Annotated in this window: 13 protein-coding genes; 7 read left to right on the forward strand and 6 right to left on the reverse strand. The window is 69.0% G+C overall.

Features of this window, described 5'->3' with window-relative positions; genetic code table 11:
- Positions 1–84: 84 nt before the first annotated feature.
- The 7 genes from KVT44_RS30725 to KVT44_RS30755 are packed head-to-tail and all read left to right on the forward strand — an operon-like array spanning position 85 to position 7,169.
- A complete protein-coding gene (locus KVT44_RS30725; protein WP_217570201.1) occupies positions 85–1,017 on the forward strand; it encodes an AMP-binding protein in 933 nt (310 codons plus the stop codon).
- 1 nt (position 1,018) lies between these two features.
- The gene (locus KVT44_RS30730) at positions 1,019–2,296 is read left to right on the forward strand and encodes an acyl-CoA dehydrogenase family protein (RefSeq protein ID WP_217570203.1); all 1,278 of its coding nucleotides are present in this window, start codon (positions 1,019–1,021) and stop codon (positions 2,294–2,296) included.
- Positions 2,293–3,309 (forward strand): phosphotransferase family protein, encoded by a 1,017-nt coding sequence (locus KVT44_RS30735; RefSeq protein WP_217570205.1) that lies wholly within the window; start codon positions 2,293–2,295, stop codon positions 3,307–3,309. The genes KVT44_RS30730 and KVT44_RS30735 overlap by 4 nt, the downstream gene beginning before the upstream one ends.
- Positions 3,306–4,247: an NADPH:quinone oxidoreductase family protein gene (locus KVT44_RS30740; RefSeq protein ID WP_217570207.1), complete on the forward strand. Its 942-nt coding sequence runs from the start codon at positions 3,306–3,308 to the stop codon at positions 4,245–4,247. Before KVT44_RS30735 ends, KVT44_RS30740 begins: the two co-directional genes overlap by 4 nt.
- Positions 4,237–5,181 (forward strand): acyl-CoA dehydrogenase, encoded by a 945-nt coding sequence (locus KVT44_RS30745; protein ID WP_217570209.1) that lies wholly within the window; start codon positions 4,237–4,239, stop codon positions 5,179–5,181. Before KVT44_RS30740 ends, KVT44_RS30745 begins: the two co-directional genes overlap by 11 nt.
- The gene (locus KVT44_RS30750) at positions 5,178–6,362 is read left to right on the forward strand and encodes an acyl-CoA dehydrogenase family protein (protein WP_217570211.1); all 1,185 of its coding nucleotides are present in this window, start codon (positions 5,178–5,180) and stop codon (positions 6,360–6,362) included. Before KVT44_RS30745 ends, KVT44_RS30750 begins: the two co-directional genes overlap by 4 nt.
- Positions 6,363–6,377: 15 nt before the next feature.
- Positions 6,378–7,169 (forward strand): enoyl-CoA hydratase, encoded by a 792-nt coding sequence (locus KVT44_RS30755; protein ID WP_168505398.1) that lies wholly within the window; start codon positions 6,378–6,380, stop codon positions 7,167–7,169.
- Positions 7,170–7,254: 85 nt separating this feature from the next.
- On the opposite strand, the gene KVT44_RS30760 is transcribed toward KVT44_RS30755, so the two are convergent.
- From KVT44_RS30760 to KVT44_RS30785, 6 genes are read right to left on the reverse strand one after another with little or no spacing between them, the layout of a single operon-like run.
- Positions 7,255–8,475 carry an amidohydrolase family protein gene (locus KVT44_RS30760; protein WP_217570213.1) on the reverse strand — a complete coding sequence of 407 codons (1,221 nt, stop codon included), beginning with the start codon at positions 8,473–8,475 and terminating at the stop codon, positions 7,255–7,257.
- A gap of 1 nt (position 8,476) precedes the next feature.
- Positions 8,477–8,797 carry a hypothetical protein gene (locus tag KVT44_RS30765; protein ID WP_168488029.1) on the reverse strand — a complete coding sequence of 107 codons (321 nt, stop codon included), beginning with the start codon at positions 8,795–8,797 and terminating at the stop codon, positions 8,477–8,479.
- A complete protein-coding gene (locus KVT44_RS30770) occupies positions 8,784–10,046 on the reverse strand; it encodes an SRPBCC family protein (RefSeq protein WP_217570215.1) in 1,263 nt (420 codons plus the stop codon). The genes KVT44_RS30765 and KVT44_RS30770 overlap by 14 nt, the downstream gene beginning before the upstream one ends.
- Before the next feature lie 34 nt (positions 10,047–10,080).
- Positions 10,081–10,611: a carboxymuconolactone decarboxylase family protein gene (locus KVT44_RS30775; protein ID WP_217570217.1), complete on the reverse strand. Its 531-nt coding sequence runs from the start codon at positions 10,609–10,611 to the stop codon at positions 10,081–10,083.
- On the reverse strand, positions 10,608–11,312 hold the full coding sequence (locus KVT44_RS30780) for an SDR family NAD(P)-dependent oxidoreductase (RefSeq protein WP_217570219.1): 705 nt from the start codon (positions 11,310–11,312) through the stop codon (positions 10,608–10,610). The genes KVT44_RS30775 and KVT44_RS30780 overlap by 4 nt, the downstream gene beginning before the upstream one ends.
- Positions 11,309–12,115 carry a TauD/TfdA family dioxygenase gene (locus tag KVT44_RS30785; protein WP_217570220.1) on the reverse strand — a complete coding sequence of 269 codons (807 nt, stop codon included), beginning with the start codon at positions 12,113–12,115 and terminating at the stop codon, positions 11,309–11,311. The genes KVT44_RS30780 and KVT44_RS30785 overlap by 4 nt, the downstream gene beginning before the upstream one ends.
- Positions 12,116–12,245: the final 130 nt, after the last annotated feature.

A 12,245-nucleotide genomic window follows, 5' to 3' on the forward strand; every position in this document is an offset into this window, starting at 1 on the left:
AATAAGTTGCGGCGCCCTACCGAATCGCGCATCACAGGTTACGAGACTCTTACTTGCATTCACCGAGAATGATATTCTCACCGCATGCATCTGGGATGGCAGGCGAAGCAGCGCCCTGACGCGATCGCGGTCATCGAGAGCGGCGGCAGGACCGTCACGTACGCCGAGCTCGACGCACGGTCCCGGCAGCTGGCGGCGGCGCTCGACCTCAGGCCGGGGGACGCCATCGCGATCCGTATGCCCAGCGGCGCCGCCTTCCTGGAAGTCGCCTGGGCCGCCCAGCGCTCCGGCCTCCTCTACACGCCGGTCAACACCCACCTCCTCCCCGCAGAGGTCGAGCAGTTCGTCCCCACCACGTTCGTCCGCATGCTGAAGCTGCCCGCCGCGCGGCGCGCCCGTGACCTGAGCAGCCTGCGCGTGGTCCTGCACGGCGCCGCGCCCTGCCCGGTGGAGGTCAAGCGGCGGATGCTCGACTGGTTCGGCCCGATCATCCACGAGTTCTACTCCGGGACCGAGGCGTACGGCTTCACGGTCATCGGTCCGCGGGAGTGGCCGGCCCACCCGGGATCGGTGGGCCGGGCGGGCGACGACGTCCGCATCGTCGACGGCGTCGTCCACTTCGGCGAGAACACCCTGGGTGACATCGGACACCTCGACGAGGACGGCTATCTGTATCTGACCGACCGGGTCGCGCACACGATCGTGTCCGGTGGGGTCAACATCTACCCGCAGGAGGCCGAGGACGTCCTGGTCATGCACCCGGGGGTGGCCGACGTCGCGGTGATCGGGGTCCCGGACCCCGAGAGGGGCGAACGGGTCCTCGCGGTGGTCCAGCCGGCCGCCGCCGACGTGACCGCCGACGAGTTGCTCGCGTACTGCCGGGAGCGTCTCGCCCCGTACAAGTGCCCGCGCGCCGTCGACTTCGTCCTGAGTCTGCCCAGGGACCCCAGCGGCAAGTTGCGCAAGGGCCTGCTCCGGGAGACGTACTGGCGGAACCACGAAACGAGGATCGTCTGACATGGCATGGGACTTTTCCACCGAGCCGGAGTTCGAGAAGAAACTGGAGTGGATCAGGTGGTTCCGCGCCGAGCGTGTGGACCCGCTGGACCTGGTCTACCCGGACCGGGCCTTCCACCCCCTCGACGAGGAGACCGGTCCGATAGTCCGGGCCCTCAAGCAGCAGGTACGCGACCAGGGCCTGTGGGCGCCCCACCTCGGCCCGGAGCTCGGCGGACGCGGCTTCGGACAGCTCAAGCTGGCCCTCATCAACGAGATCCTGGGCGAGTCCAGTTGGGCCCCCGTCATCTTCGGCACGGCCGCGCCGGACACCGGCAACGCCGAGATCATCGCCCGCTACGGCACCGAGGAGCAGAAGGAGCGCTATCTCAAGCCGCTGCTCGAAGGCGAGTGCTTCTCCTGTTTCTCCATGACCGAGCCACAGGCCGGCGCCGACCCCAAGATGTTCACCACACGCGCCGAACGGGACGGCGACGACTGGGTCATCACGGGCCGCAAGTTCTTCTCCTCCAACGCGCGCACCTCCAAGTTCGTCATCGTGATGGCGGTGACCGACCCGGACGTCAGCGCGTACCGGGGTATGTCGATGTTCCTGGTGCCCAGCGACACCCCCGGCATCCGGATGGAGCGCCACCTCGGTCTGATGAGCGAGGCCCCGGACGAGGGCATGCACGCGCTCATCGAGTACGACGGCGTCCGCGTCCCCGGTGACGCGCTGCTCGGCGGCGAGGGCCAGGCCTTCGCCATCGCGCAGACCCGGCTCGGCGGCGGGCGGGTCCACCACGCGATGCGGGTCGTGGGCCAGTGCCAGAAGGCGCTGGACATGATGGCCGAGCGCGCCCTGTCCCGGGAGACCCAGGGCGGCAGGCTGGCCGACAAGCAGCTCGTTCAGGCCGACCTGGCCGACTCCTACGCGCAGTTGCAGCAGTTCCGGCTGTTCGTGCTGCACACGGCCTGGCAGATCGACCGGTACCAGGACTACAAGCGGGTCCGCAAGGACATCTCCGCCATCAAGTTCCTGACGCCGAAGGTGCTGCACGACATCGTGTACCGCTCCATGCACCTGCACGGTGCCCTGGGCGTGTCCAACGAGATGCCCTTCGCCGACATGTGGACCGGCGCGGCCGTCATGGCGGTCGTCGACGGGCCCTCGGAGATCCACAAGGTCACGGTGGCCAAGGACCTCCTGCGCGGCTACGAGGCCGCGTCGGGGCCCTGGCCCTCACAGCATCTGCCCGCTCGCCGGGAGTGGGCCCGCAAGCAGCTGGAGAACATGTGAACATCGAGTCGCTCGCCCGCTGGCTGGACGGTCAGGACATCGCTCCGGGGGAACCGGTCGAGGTGTCCCTCATCTCCGGGGGCACCTCCAACGACATCTTCGACGTCCGGCGCGGCGAGCGGCGGATGGTGCTGCGCAAGCCCCCGGAGAAGGTCCCGCCGGGCCGCAACGAGACCATGCTGCGGGAGTTCCGGGTACTGAACGCACTGGGCGGGACGGAGGTGCCGCACCCGGAAGCCATCGCGGTCTGCGACGACACCGACGTGATCGGCTCGTGCTTCTACCTCATGGGTCATGTGAACGGCTGGTCGCCGATGAACACCGACGGCTGGCCCGAGCCCTTCAAGAGCGATCTGTCCCTGCGCCCCGGTCTCGCCTACGAGCTGGTGGAGGGCATCGCCAAGCTCGGCAACGTCGACTGGCGGGCCCGGGGACTCGAGGGCTTCGGCCGGCCGGACGGCTTCCACGACCGCCAGGTGGACCGCTGGCAGGCGCACTTGGCGAAGTTCAGGTTCCGCGAGATACCGGGACTGGACGCGGCGGCCGCCTGGCTGCGCACCCACCGGCCCCGGCACTGGGAGCCGGGCATCATCCACGGCGACTACCAGTTCGCCAACGTGATGTTCAAGCACGGGGCGCCCGCCGAGCTCGCCGCCCTGGTCGACTTCGAGATGGCCACCGTGGGCGACCCGCTGCTCGACCTCGGCTGGGTCGTCATGGGCTGGCCGAACGCCGACGAGGACCGGGACGCGGCGGGCCGGTACGCCGACTACACGGGCATGCCGGACCGGGCCGACATCATCGAGCACTACGCCAAGGTCAGCGGCCGGGACGTCGCCGACATCGACTACTACGTGATCCTGGCCCGGTTCAAGATGGCGATCGTGCTGGAGGGCGGCTACGCCCGCCATGTGAAGGGCGACGGCGGCAACCCGAAGATGGCCTATTACGGGGACGCGGTCCTGCAGATGGCGGCCCAGGCGGCCGAACTGGCCGCGACGACACGGCTATGAGAGCGGCCCGATGCCATGCCGTCGGCGGCCCGGTGGTCGTCGAGGAGATCCCCGACCCGGACGGTGAGGTACCCGTCGACGTGCACTACGCGGCGGTGAACTTCGCCGACGTCCTGGTGATCGAAGGCACCTATCAGGTGAAGGCGGAACCGCCGTTCACTCCGGGCAGCGAGTTCGCCGGGGTGGTCGCCGAGTCGGGGCACGGGTTCGAGAAGGGCGAGCGGGTCTTCGGGTCCGTCTTCGTCGGTGCCTTCGCCGAGCGGGTCGCCGTCCGGGCGGCCAGCCTGTACCGGATCCCCGACACGATCCCGACCCGGCGCGCGGCGGCCTTCGGGGTCTCGCACGCCACCGCCTACAACGCGCTGACACTGATCGGCCGCCTCCAGGAGGGGGAGCGGGTGGCGGTGCTCGGCGCGGCCGGCGGGGTCGGTCTCGCGGCCGTCGAACTGGCCGCGCTGCTCGGCGCGGACGTGGTCGCCGTGGCCTCCACCGAGGAGAAGCGGGCGGCCTGCCTCGAACAGGGCGCCCATGAAGCGCTCCCGTACGACGACCTCAAGCGGCGGCTGCAGGACTCGGGCGGCGCCGACCTCGTGATCGACCCGGTCGGCGGACCGCACTCCGAACAGGCGCTGCGGGCCATGCGCTGGGGCGGCCGGTTCGTGAACGTCGGCTTCGCCAGCGGCGAGGTGCCCCGACTCCCGCTCAATCTGGCGATGCTCAAGGGCGTCACGATCCACGGCTTCGACTTCGGCGGCTGGGCGCGGCACGGCCGGGAGCAGCTGGCCGTCACCCGCGGCGAGCTGAACCGCATGTTCGCCGAGGACCTGATCCACCCGCGGGTCCACGCCGTCCACCCGCTCGACGAGGTGGCGACGGCCCTGGACCTGGACCGCCGCGCCATCGGCAAGACCCTTCTGGAGGTGGGCCGTGGAGTTTGAGTTCGATGAGGACCAACGGCTGCTGCAACGGCTGGTACGGGAGACGGTCGCCAAGTCCCGCTCGCAGCCCGCGGACCAGCTCTGGGCGACCTATCTGGAACTGGGGTGGCTGGAGGCCCCTCCGGTGGAACTCGCCATCGTCCTGGAGGAGTTGGGATACGCCGCCGATCCGACCCCCTTCCTGGCCACGGCCACCTGGTTCGCTCCGCTCGCCGGGCGGCTGCCGAGCGGCTCGGGAACCGGAGTGTTCGACGGCACCGGCCGGTTCGTCCTCGACGCGGACCGGGCGGACGAGATCGCCCTGCTCACCCGCGACGGCGTGCGGATCGTGACGGGCCCGGAGCTCGGCGCGGCACGCGTCGACATCTTCGACCCCACCCTCCACGCGGCCCATGTCGAGGTCCCCGACCTGGTCCCCGGGATCCCGGACCTCGCCCTGATGGGCCTCGCGATCTCCACGGTCGGCAGCTGCCGGCGCATCCTGGACCTGGCGGTGGCCCACGTGAAGGAACGCGTCCAGTTCGATGTGCCCATAGGCTCCTTCCAGGCCGTCAAGCACAAGGCGGCGGACATGTACGTCGCCATCGAACGGGCCCGGGCCCTCGCCTACTTCTCCGCGCTGACCATCGCCGAGGACGACCCACGGCGCGGCAGGGCGGCCTCGATGGCCAAGGCCGCCGCCGGGGAGTGCCAGCGGATCGTCTTCCGTAACGGCTTCCAGCTCTTCGGAGCGATGGGCTTCACCTGGGAGAACGAACTGCAGATCCACCTCAAGCGGGCCAAGGCCGGCGATCTGCTGCTGGGGACGGCGGCCGTACACCGCAGGGCGTTGCTGGAGAAGACGCGGCAGGAAGGGGAGAAGACACGGCAGGAACAGGAGAGGTCCGGGCCGTGTCGGGAGACGAGCGAGCAGGAAGGGATGGTGGCGGGATGAAGCTGGACTCCGGCTCCGAAGTGGAGGAGTTCCGCGCCGAGTTCGCCGCCTTCCTCGACGCCCATCTGCCCACCCCGGACGAGGCCCACCCCGCGTCGCGGTCGAGCGCCGACGTCCCCGCCTGGGCGCGCCGCTGGCAGCGCACGCTGTTCGACGCGGGCTGGCTGCTGCCCGGCAAACCACCCGAGTACGGCGGCCGGAACGCCACCCTGCCGCAGCAACTCGCCCACCTGGAGGAGCTGTCGAGGCGGCGGATCTACCACAGCTTCAACCCCCAGGGCATCGGCATCATCGCGGCCTCGATCCTCACCTTCGGGACCGAAGAGCAGAAGAAGCGGTGGGCGATTCCCCTCCTGCGCACCGAGATCACGGCGGCGCTCGGCATGAGCGAGCCGGGCGCCGGATCCGACCTCGCCGGGCTGCGCACCCGCGCGGTCCTGGACGATGGGGGCACCGCCCGCTCGAGCGGAGCCGAGAGTGGGGGACACTTCGTCGTCAACGGGCAGAAGGTGTGGACGTCGGGCGCGCACGACGCGGACGTCCTGCTGACGTTCGTCCGCACCGACCCGGCCGCGCCCAAGCACAAGGGCATCAGCGTGCTGCTCATCCCCACCGACACCGAGGGCGTGGTGCGCAGGCCGTTCGCGTCCATGGCCGCGCAGGACGACCTCGACTTCAACGAGGTGTTCTTCACCGACGTCCGGGTCCCGCGCGAGAACCTCGTCGGTCCCCTGAACCAGGGCTGGTCGGTGGCGCACGGCTCGCTCGGGCACGAGCGGACCATGCTGTGGCTGAGCTTCGCCGAGCGCCTCGACGACCTGATCCGGGACGCGCCCAGCGACGAGGAGTGGTACGCGACGCTCCTCATGGACGCCCAGGCGCTCAGGCTGCTCGGCTACCGCCAGCTGGGCGGCGACCGTGACCCGGCGGAGCTGTCGGTCCTCAAGCTGCTCGGCTCCGAGGCGATCCAGGTCGCGAGCCTGCACGCACTGGAGGACCGCGGGCCGGAGGGCCTGGTCCACCCCGAAGTGACCGGCCCGCCGAACCACATGAGCATCGACAACTTCATCTCCAGCTGGTTCGAGCGGTACGCGCGCAGCTTCGCCGGGACGATCGCGGGCGGCACCTCGGAGATCCAGCGCAACATCATCGCCGAGCGCATCCTCGGCCTGCCGAGATAACCCAGGAGGACGTGGATGGACCAGATTCTGTACGAGGTCGAGGACCGGGTCGCGGTCATCAGCCTCAACCGGCCCGAGGTCGCCAACGCCCAGACCATGGGACTCCTCGACGACCTGGACGCGGCCTGGACCCGCGCCGCGGCCGACGAGGACGTACGGGTGATCGTGCTGCGGGGCAACGGACGGCACTTCTCGGCCGGCCACGACCTGAAGGACCGCTGGCCGAGCCCCGACAAGATCACCCTGGAGTGGATCTACACCGCTGAGGCGCGCCGGTATCTGGAGTACACCCTGCGCTGGCGCAATGTGCCCAAGCCGTCGATCGCCGCGGTCCAGGGCAAGTGCATCGCGGGCGGCCTGATGCTGTGCTGGCCCTGCGATCTGATCGTGGCCGCCGAGAACGCCGAGTTCTCCGATCCCGTGGTGCACATGGGCATCGGGGGAGTGGAGTACCACGGTCACACCTGGGAGCTCGGACCGCGCAAGGCGAAGGAGATCCTCTTCACCGGCCGGGCCGTCACCGCCGAGGAGGCGGAGAAGGTCGGCATGGTCAACCGTGTCGTCCCGCTCGACGAACTGGACGCGGCCACCATGGAGTTGGCCGGGCAGATCGCGCGGATGCACCCCTTCGCGCTCCGTCAGGCCAAGCGGGCCGTCAACCAGACCCTGGACGTGCAGGGCTTCTACGCGGCCGTGCAGTCGGTGTTCGACATCCACGAGACCGGGCACGGGAACGCGCTGAGCGTGGGCGGCTACCCGATCCTCACACGGCTCGAGGAGATGAAGGACCACATCAAGGCGCAGTGAACGCGGTCGGCTTGAAGATGACGTCTTGAGGGGCGGGGCGCGAAACGCGCCCCGCCCCTCAGAACAACCCCCCGGCAGACCCTGTTCAGCCGCGCTCGTGACGGAAGACCTTCCCTCCCTTCATCACGAAGCGGACGTCGGCCATCACCGAGATGTCCTCCAGCGGATTGCCGGGTACGGCGATCAGGTCCGCGAGGAGTCCCTCGGCGATCCGTCCGCGGTCCTCGGCGTCGATCAGTTCGGCCGCGTTGACCGTCGCCGCCCGGAGCACCTCCAGCGGGGTCATCCCGCGCTCGACGAGGGCGATGAGCTCCTGGGCGCCGCGGCCGTGCGGGATCGCCGGCGCGTCGGTGCCGACCGCGATCTTCACGCCCGCCTTGAGGGCCCGGGCGACGACCGTCCTGGCATGCGGGAAGATCTCGCCGGCCTTGGCCTTCAGTTCGGGCGGGGCCTTGGAGATGTCCATGCCGTCGATCAGGGCGGTCGTGGCGACGAGGAAGGTGCCACGCTCGGCCATCAGCTCGATGGTCTCGTCGTCCAGCAGGAAGCCGTGCTCGATGCAGTCGATGCCGGCCTCCACGGCCGAGCGGACGGCGGCGGCGCCGTGGGTGTGCGCCGCCACCTTGAGTCCGCGCCGGTGGGCCTCGTCCACGATGGCCCGCAACTCCTCGTCGGAGTAGTGCTGGGCGCCCGCGGTGCCGGTGTGGGACATGACCCCGCCCGACGCACAGACCTTGATGAGCTGGGCGCCGTACTTGATCTGGTAGCGGACGGCCTTGCGCACCTCGTCGACGCCGTTGGCGATGCCCTCCTCCAGGGAGAGGGGCATGATGCCGGGGGCGTACGCGGCGAACATCGTGGGGTCCAGATGCCCCCCGGTCGGGGTGATCGCGTGCCCCGCGGGAACGATGCGGGGGCCGTCGATCCAGCCGGCGTCGACGGCCTTGGCCAGGGCGACGTCCAGCAGATAGCCGCCGGTCTTCACGAACAGGCCGAGGTTCCTGACGGTGGTGAACCCCGAGCGCAGTGTCCGGCGTGCGTTGGCGACCCCGCGGAGCATGCGCAGCGGCGGGTCGTCCTGGACGGGGGAGAGGCCCGGGACCTCGCCCCGGCCACCCATGAGGAGGTTGACCTCCATGTCCATCAGGCCGGGCAGCAGGGTGACGTCACCCAGATCCAGGACGTCACCCTCGCCTCCATCTCCGCAGCCGCCTGCGATGCGGTCGCCGTCGACGGTGACCAGGCCCGGTTCCTCCATCCGCCCCGTCTCGACGTGCAGGACGCGGGCGGCCTTGAGCGTGACCACCTCAGACCTGCGGCTCGGCGATGACGTCGAGGTAGGCGGCGCCCGAGTCGGGGACGCGGGGCTGCTTCCAGACCTCGATGGGGAACGACACCATGACGAGGGAGAACATGAGCAGCATCAGATTGCGTTCGGGCTCGGGCAGGTCGTCGAGCGGGAACTTGTCGAGGTGTGTCGTCGCGCGGTCCAGCAGGGGGAACGCCGCGTCGTAGAACGCCTGCATGTCCGCCATGCTGCTGGCGAGGCGCTTGGCGTAGCGTTCGCGTTCGCTGCCGAGGATCCAGTCGCTGTACGGCTCGAGTTCGGCGAAGTCACTCGGCAGCATCGGCGTGCTCCTTCACGTAGTCCCTCACGACCTTGTGGAGGTGGCGCAGGAGGATCTCCTGGTCGTTGAGGGGGAAGTCGGTGACATAGCGGCCCTTGAGCATGGTCTGGGTGGCCTCGAGGGTGTTGCCGTCCTGGAGGGCGTACTCCTTGAAGGTGACGGCGGTGAGTTCCTGGGCGAGGCGGTCGCGGGCCGTCTTCGCGGGGACGAAGTAGAGGTTCGCCTCGAACAGGTGCTTGTCCACGGCAGTCGGCCAGTAGTGGTACGTCAGATACCAGCCGGGTGCCCACAGAAGCAGCATGAAGTTGGGGAACAGCACGAAGGAGTCGGTGCCCCAGGAGCGGTGGCGGGCCGGGTTGACACCGGCCGGCAGTGGGTCGAGGCCCGCGATGTCGGGCCGGTCCCAGGGGCCGAACAGACCGCTGCGCAGCTCCCGTTCGATCGGCTTGACCATCGAGGGGTCCTTCGGCGGCGCCATGCCGCCCCAGGACGAGATCATCGAGTGGGGGCTGTGCAGCTCGTAGTGGAGCGCCTCGAAGCCGTAGCCCAGGAGCTTCTCCGCTTCCTCCTTGGTGGCCTGCTTCTGGTGCAGGACGGGAGCGTGGTAGAACTCCGCGAAGGCGTCGATGAACAGCTTCCAGTTGCTGCCGACCTCGGCCTTGTAGGTGAAGACGTCGGTCATCTCGTGGAAGGGGTAACCCTCCAGGCCCTTGGCCATGTCCCCGAGGTACTCCCGCAGGCCCTGCTGGGGGTCGAGGTTGACGAAGACGAAGCCTTCCCAGATGTCGCAGGCGACTTCCTTGAGGCCGTAGTCGTCCTTGTCGAGGTCGAAGAACTCGCCCTCCTGCTGGACGAAGGTGAGCTTGCCGGTGAGGTCGTAGCGCCAGGCATGGTACTTGCAGGTGAACTGGCGGCAGGTGCCCTTGACCTCCTCGCCCGGGAAGTCGTTCCAGACGAGCTTGTTGCCGCGGTGGCGGCAGACGTTGTGGAAGGCGCGGACCTGCTGGTCGCGGCCGCGGACGATGATCAGTGAGGTGCCGGCCGCGGCGAGTTCCTTGGTGAAGTAGTGGCCGGGCTTGGGGACCTGTTCGACGCGGCCGACGTTGAGCCAGGTCCGCTTGAAGATGGCCTCGCGCTCGGCCTCGTAGTAGGCGGGATCGATCGAGTCCTCGTAGTTCACGGGACTCGTGCCCAGTTCGGGGTACTGCTCGGTCCAGCTCCCGGCCTCAGGCTTGCTGAAGTGTGGCATGGCTGCCCCCCTTTCCAGAATGAGAATAGCATTCTCACTCAGTGGTAGTGAAGTTCTCCGCAGGTAGGCCGGGATCGAGCTCCACCTCGAAGGTGTTGAGGACCATGGCCAGCAGGCCGTAGGTGCCGACGGTGAAGACCAGATCCATCAGCTGCCGGTCGTCCAGCTCGGCGGCGAGCGCCCGGTAGGTGTCGTCCGACAGGCCCGAATCCGCCTCCAGTTCGTCCACCGCCCGGGTGATCGCCGTCGGCTTGCCGGCACGGATCGCGTCGATCTCCTCGTCGGTGACCCCGGCCTTCCGTGCGATCAGCACGTGCTGGACCCACTCGTACTGGCAGCGCCTGCGCCACGCCACCCGCAGGATGGCCAGCTCGCGGGTGCGCGGCGACAGTGTCGAACCGCCGCCCAGCAGATACCGGTTGTAGCCGAGGAAGGCCGTGGCCAGTTCCGGGTGTTGCGCGAAGAGGCCCAGGGCGTTGGACGGCAGCAGCTTGCGCCCTGGCGCGAAGGACGCCATCGCCTCGGTGTCCCACTCGTCGTAGGGGAGCGGCGGGATGCGGTTCATGTGTTGCGGCCCCCGTTCACGCCCAGGATCTGGCCCGTGATGTAGCCGGCCTCCTCCGACACGAGGAACGCGCAGGCCGCGGCGATGTCCTCCGGGCGACCGACCCGTCGTACCGGAGTGCGCTGGATGTGCTCCTCGACCGTCCCGCCGAGCAGTTCGCGCGCTTCCGCCTTGCGCAGCATCGGGGTGTCGATGAAACCGGGCGGCACCGCGTTGACGGTCACGCCGAACGGGCCCAGCTCCAGGGCCAGCGCCTTCGTCAGTCCGTTGACCGCCGACTTGGACGCCACGTAGTGCGTCATGAACGGCTGGCCCGACTGGGCGCTCGAGGACGAGATGTTGACGATCCGTCCCCAGCCCGCCTCCATCATGTCCGGAAGCGCGGCCTGCACGCAGTGGAAGACGCCGTTCAGATTGACGTTGATCACGCGGTGCCAGGCCTCGAAGGTGAGGTCGGAGAAGCGCTTGAAGCCGTCCATTCCGGCCGCGTTGACCAGGATCGTGACCGGTCCCAGCCGCTCCCTGACCGCGGCCAGCGCCGCATCCACCTGGGCCCGGTCGGCGACGTCGGTGGCGGGAACGACACTCGTGTCCGACGGATTGAGGTCGAGCGCGGCGACCTGATACCCGTCCTTGGCCAGTCGCTCCGCTATGGCCAGACCGATACCGGAAGCGCCGCCGGTGACGACCGCCGTCCTCATGACAGCTCCTCGTCGCCGACGATGGTGGTGCGCTGGAGCGTCCGCTCCGAGTCGGCGCTGTACGGCAGCGCCCGGTGCAGCATCCCGGTGTTGTCCCACACCACCAGGTCGCCTACCTGCCAGTCGTGGGTGTAGCGGAACCTCTCCTGGGTGGTCCACTCCAGCAACTGGTCCAGCAGTGCCCGGCTTTCGGCGGCCGCCATGCCGACGATGTGGTCCGCCGTCGCCCCGATCGCCAGTGAGCGGCGGCCGTCACGGCGTTTCCACACCAACGGCGTCTCGTGGGTGGGGACTTTGCGCCAACTCGCGAGCGTCTCGGGGCCGGGGTCGGGCGTCACCAGCCGCTGGGCCGCCTCGAAGCTGTGCACCACGCGCAGGTCGTCGTACTGCTTGCGGTCCGCCTCCGGAAGGTTCTCGTACGCCGCGTAGGTACTGGCGAACTCGGTCCCGCCGCCGGTCATGGCCACGTGCCGGGCGGTCAGCGTGGTCGTCCTGGTCGGTACGGGGTCGGTGGTGCCGTCGATGTGCCAGTGGAACGTCCCCTTGAGGTACTCGGCCGTCGGGTTCCTGGCCGGGTCGAGCGAAACGGTGAAGATCTCCTTTCCCCGCACCGCGAAGACCTTGCCCAGCTTGCGGCTGAAGGCCAGTTGGCCTTCGTCGTCGAGGTGCAGCCCGCGGATGAGAAGGATGCCGCGCCACTGGAGCGCCTCCGCGCACCGGCTGATCAGTCGATCGTCGAGCAGATTGCCGACGCCGGTGACCTCTACGCCCAGGCTCGGGCTTAGGGCCTTCGTTGCGATCATGAAAATCTCCCTTCCGGATACGAGAATAGTATTCTCGCCGATTGGTCTACCGGAAGGCCCGGGACGACGGGCCTCTCGCCTCCCGCTGTCCGTCGGGAGAGGCCTCCGATCCTGAATGATGGTCAGGTTT

The sequence above is a fragment of the Streptomyces sp. GbtcB7 genome, from assembly GCF_019091445.1.
Lineage (GTDB): Bacteria > Actinomycetota > Actinomycetes > Streptomycetales > Streptomycetaceae > Streptomyces > Streptomyces mirabilis.

Excerpts from the sequence above, each read along its gene's own strand:
- KVT44_RS30730 (WP_217570203.1), top strand. The coding sequence starts at position 1,019 with ATGGCATGGGACTTTTCCACCGAGCCGGAGTTCGAGAAGAAACTGGAG.
- KVT44_RS30775 (WP_217570217.1), bottom strand. The coding sequence starts at position 10,611 with ATGAACCGCATCCCGCCGCTCCCCTACGACGAGTGGGACACCGAGGCG.
- KVT44_RS30765 (WP_168488029.1), bottom strand. The coding sequence starts at position 8,797 with ATGCTGCCGAGTGACTTCGCCGAACTCGAGCCGTACAGCGACTGGATC.
- KVT44_RS30780 (WP_217570219.1), bottom strand. The coding sequence starts at position 11,312 with ATGAGGACGGCGGTCGTCACCGGCGGCGCTTCCGGTATCGGTCTGGCC.
- KVT44_RS30750 (WP_217570211.1), top strand. The coding sequence starts at position 5,178 with ATGAAGCTGGACTCCGGCTCCGAAGTGGAGGAGTTCCGCGCCGAGTTC.
- KVT44_RS30770 (WP_217570215.1), bottom strand. The coding sequence starts at position 10,046 with ATGCCACACTTCAGCAAGCCTGAGGCCGGGAGCTGGACCGAGCAGTAC.
- KVT44_RS30755 (WP_168505398.1), top strand. The coding sequence starts at position 6,378 with ATGGACCAGATTCTGTACGAGGTCGAGGACCGGGTCGCGGTCATCAGC.
- KVT44_RS30785 (WP_217570220.1), bottom strand. The coding sequence starts at position 12,115 with ATGATCGCAACGAAGGCCCTAAGCCCGAGCCTGGGCGTAGAGGTCACC.
- KVT44_RS30725 (WP_217570201.1), top strand. The coding sequence starts at position 85 with ATGCATCTGGGATGGCAGGCGAAGCAGCGCCCTGACGCGATCGCGGTC.
- KVT44_RS30740 (WP_217570207.1), top strand. The coding sequence starts at position 3,306 with ATGAGAGCGGCCCGATGCCATGCCGTCGGCGGCCCGGTGGTCGTCGAG.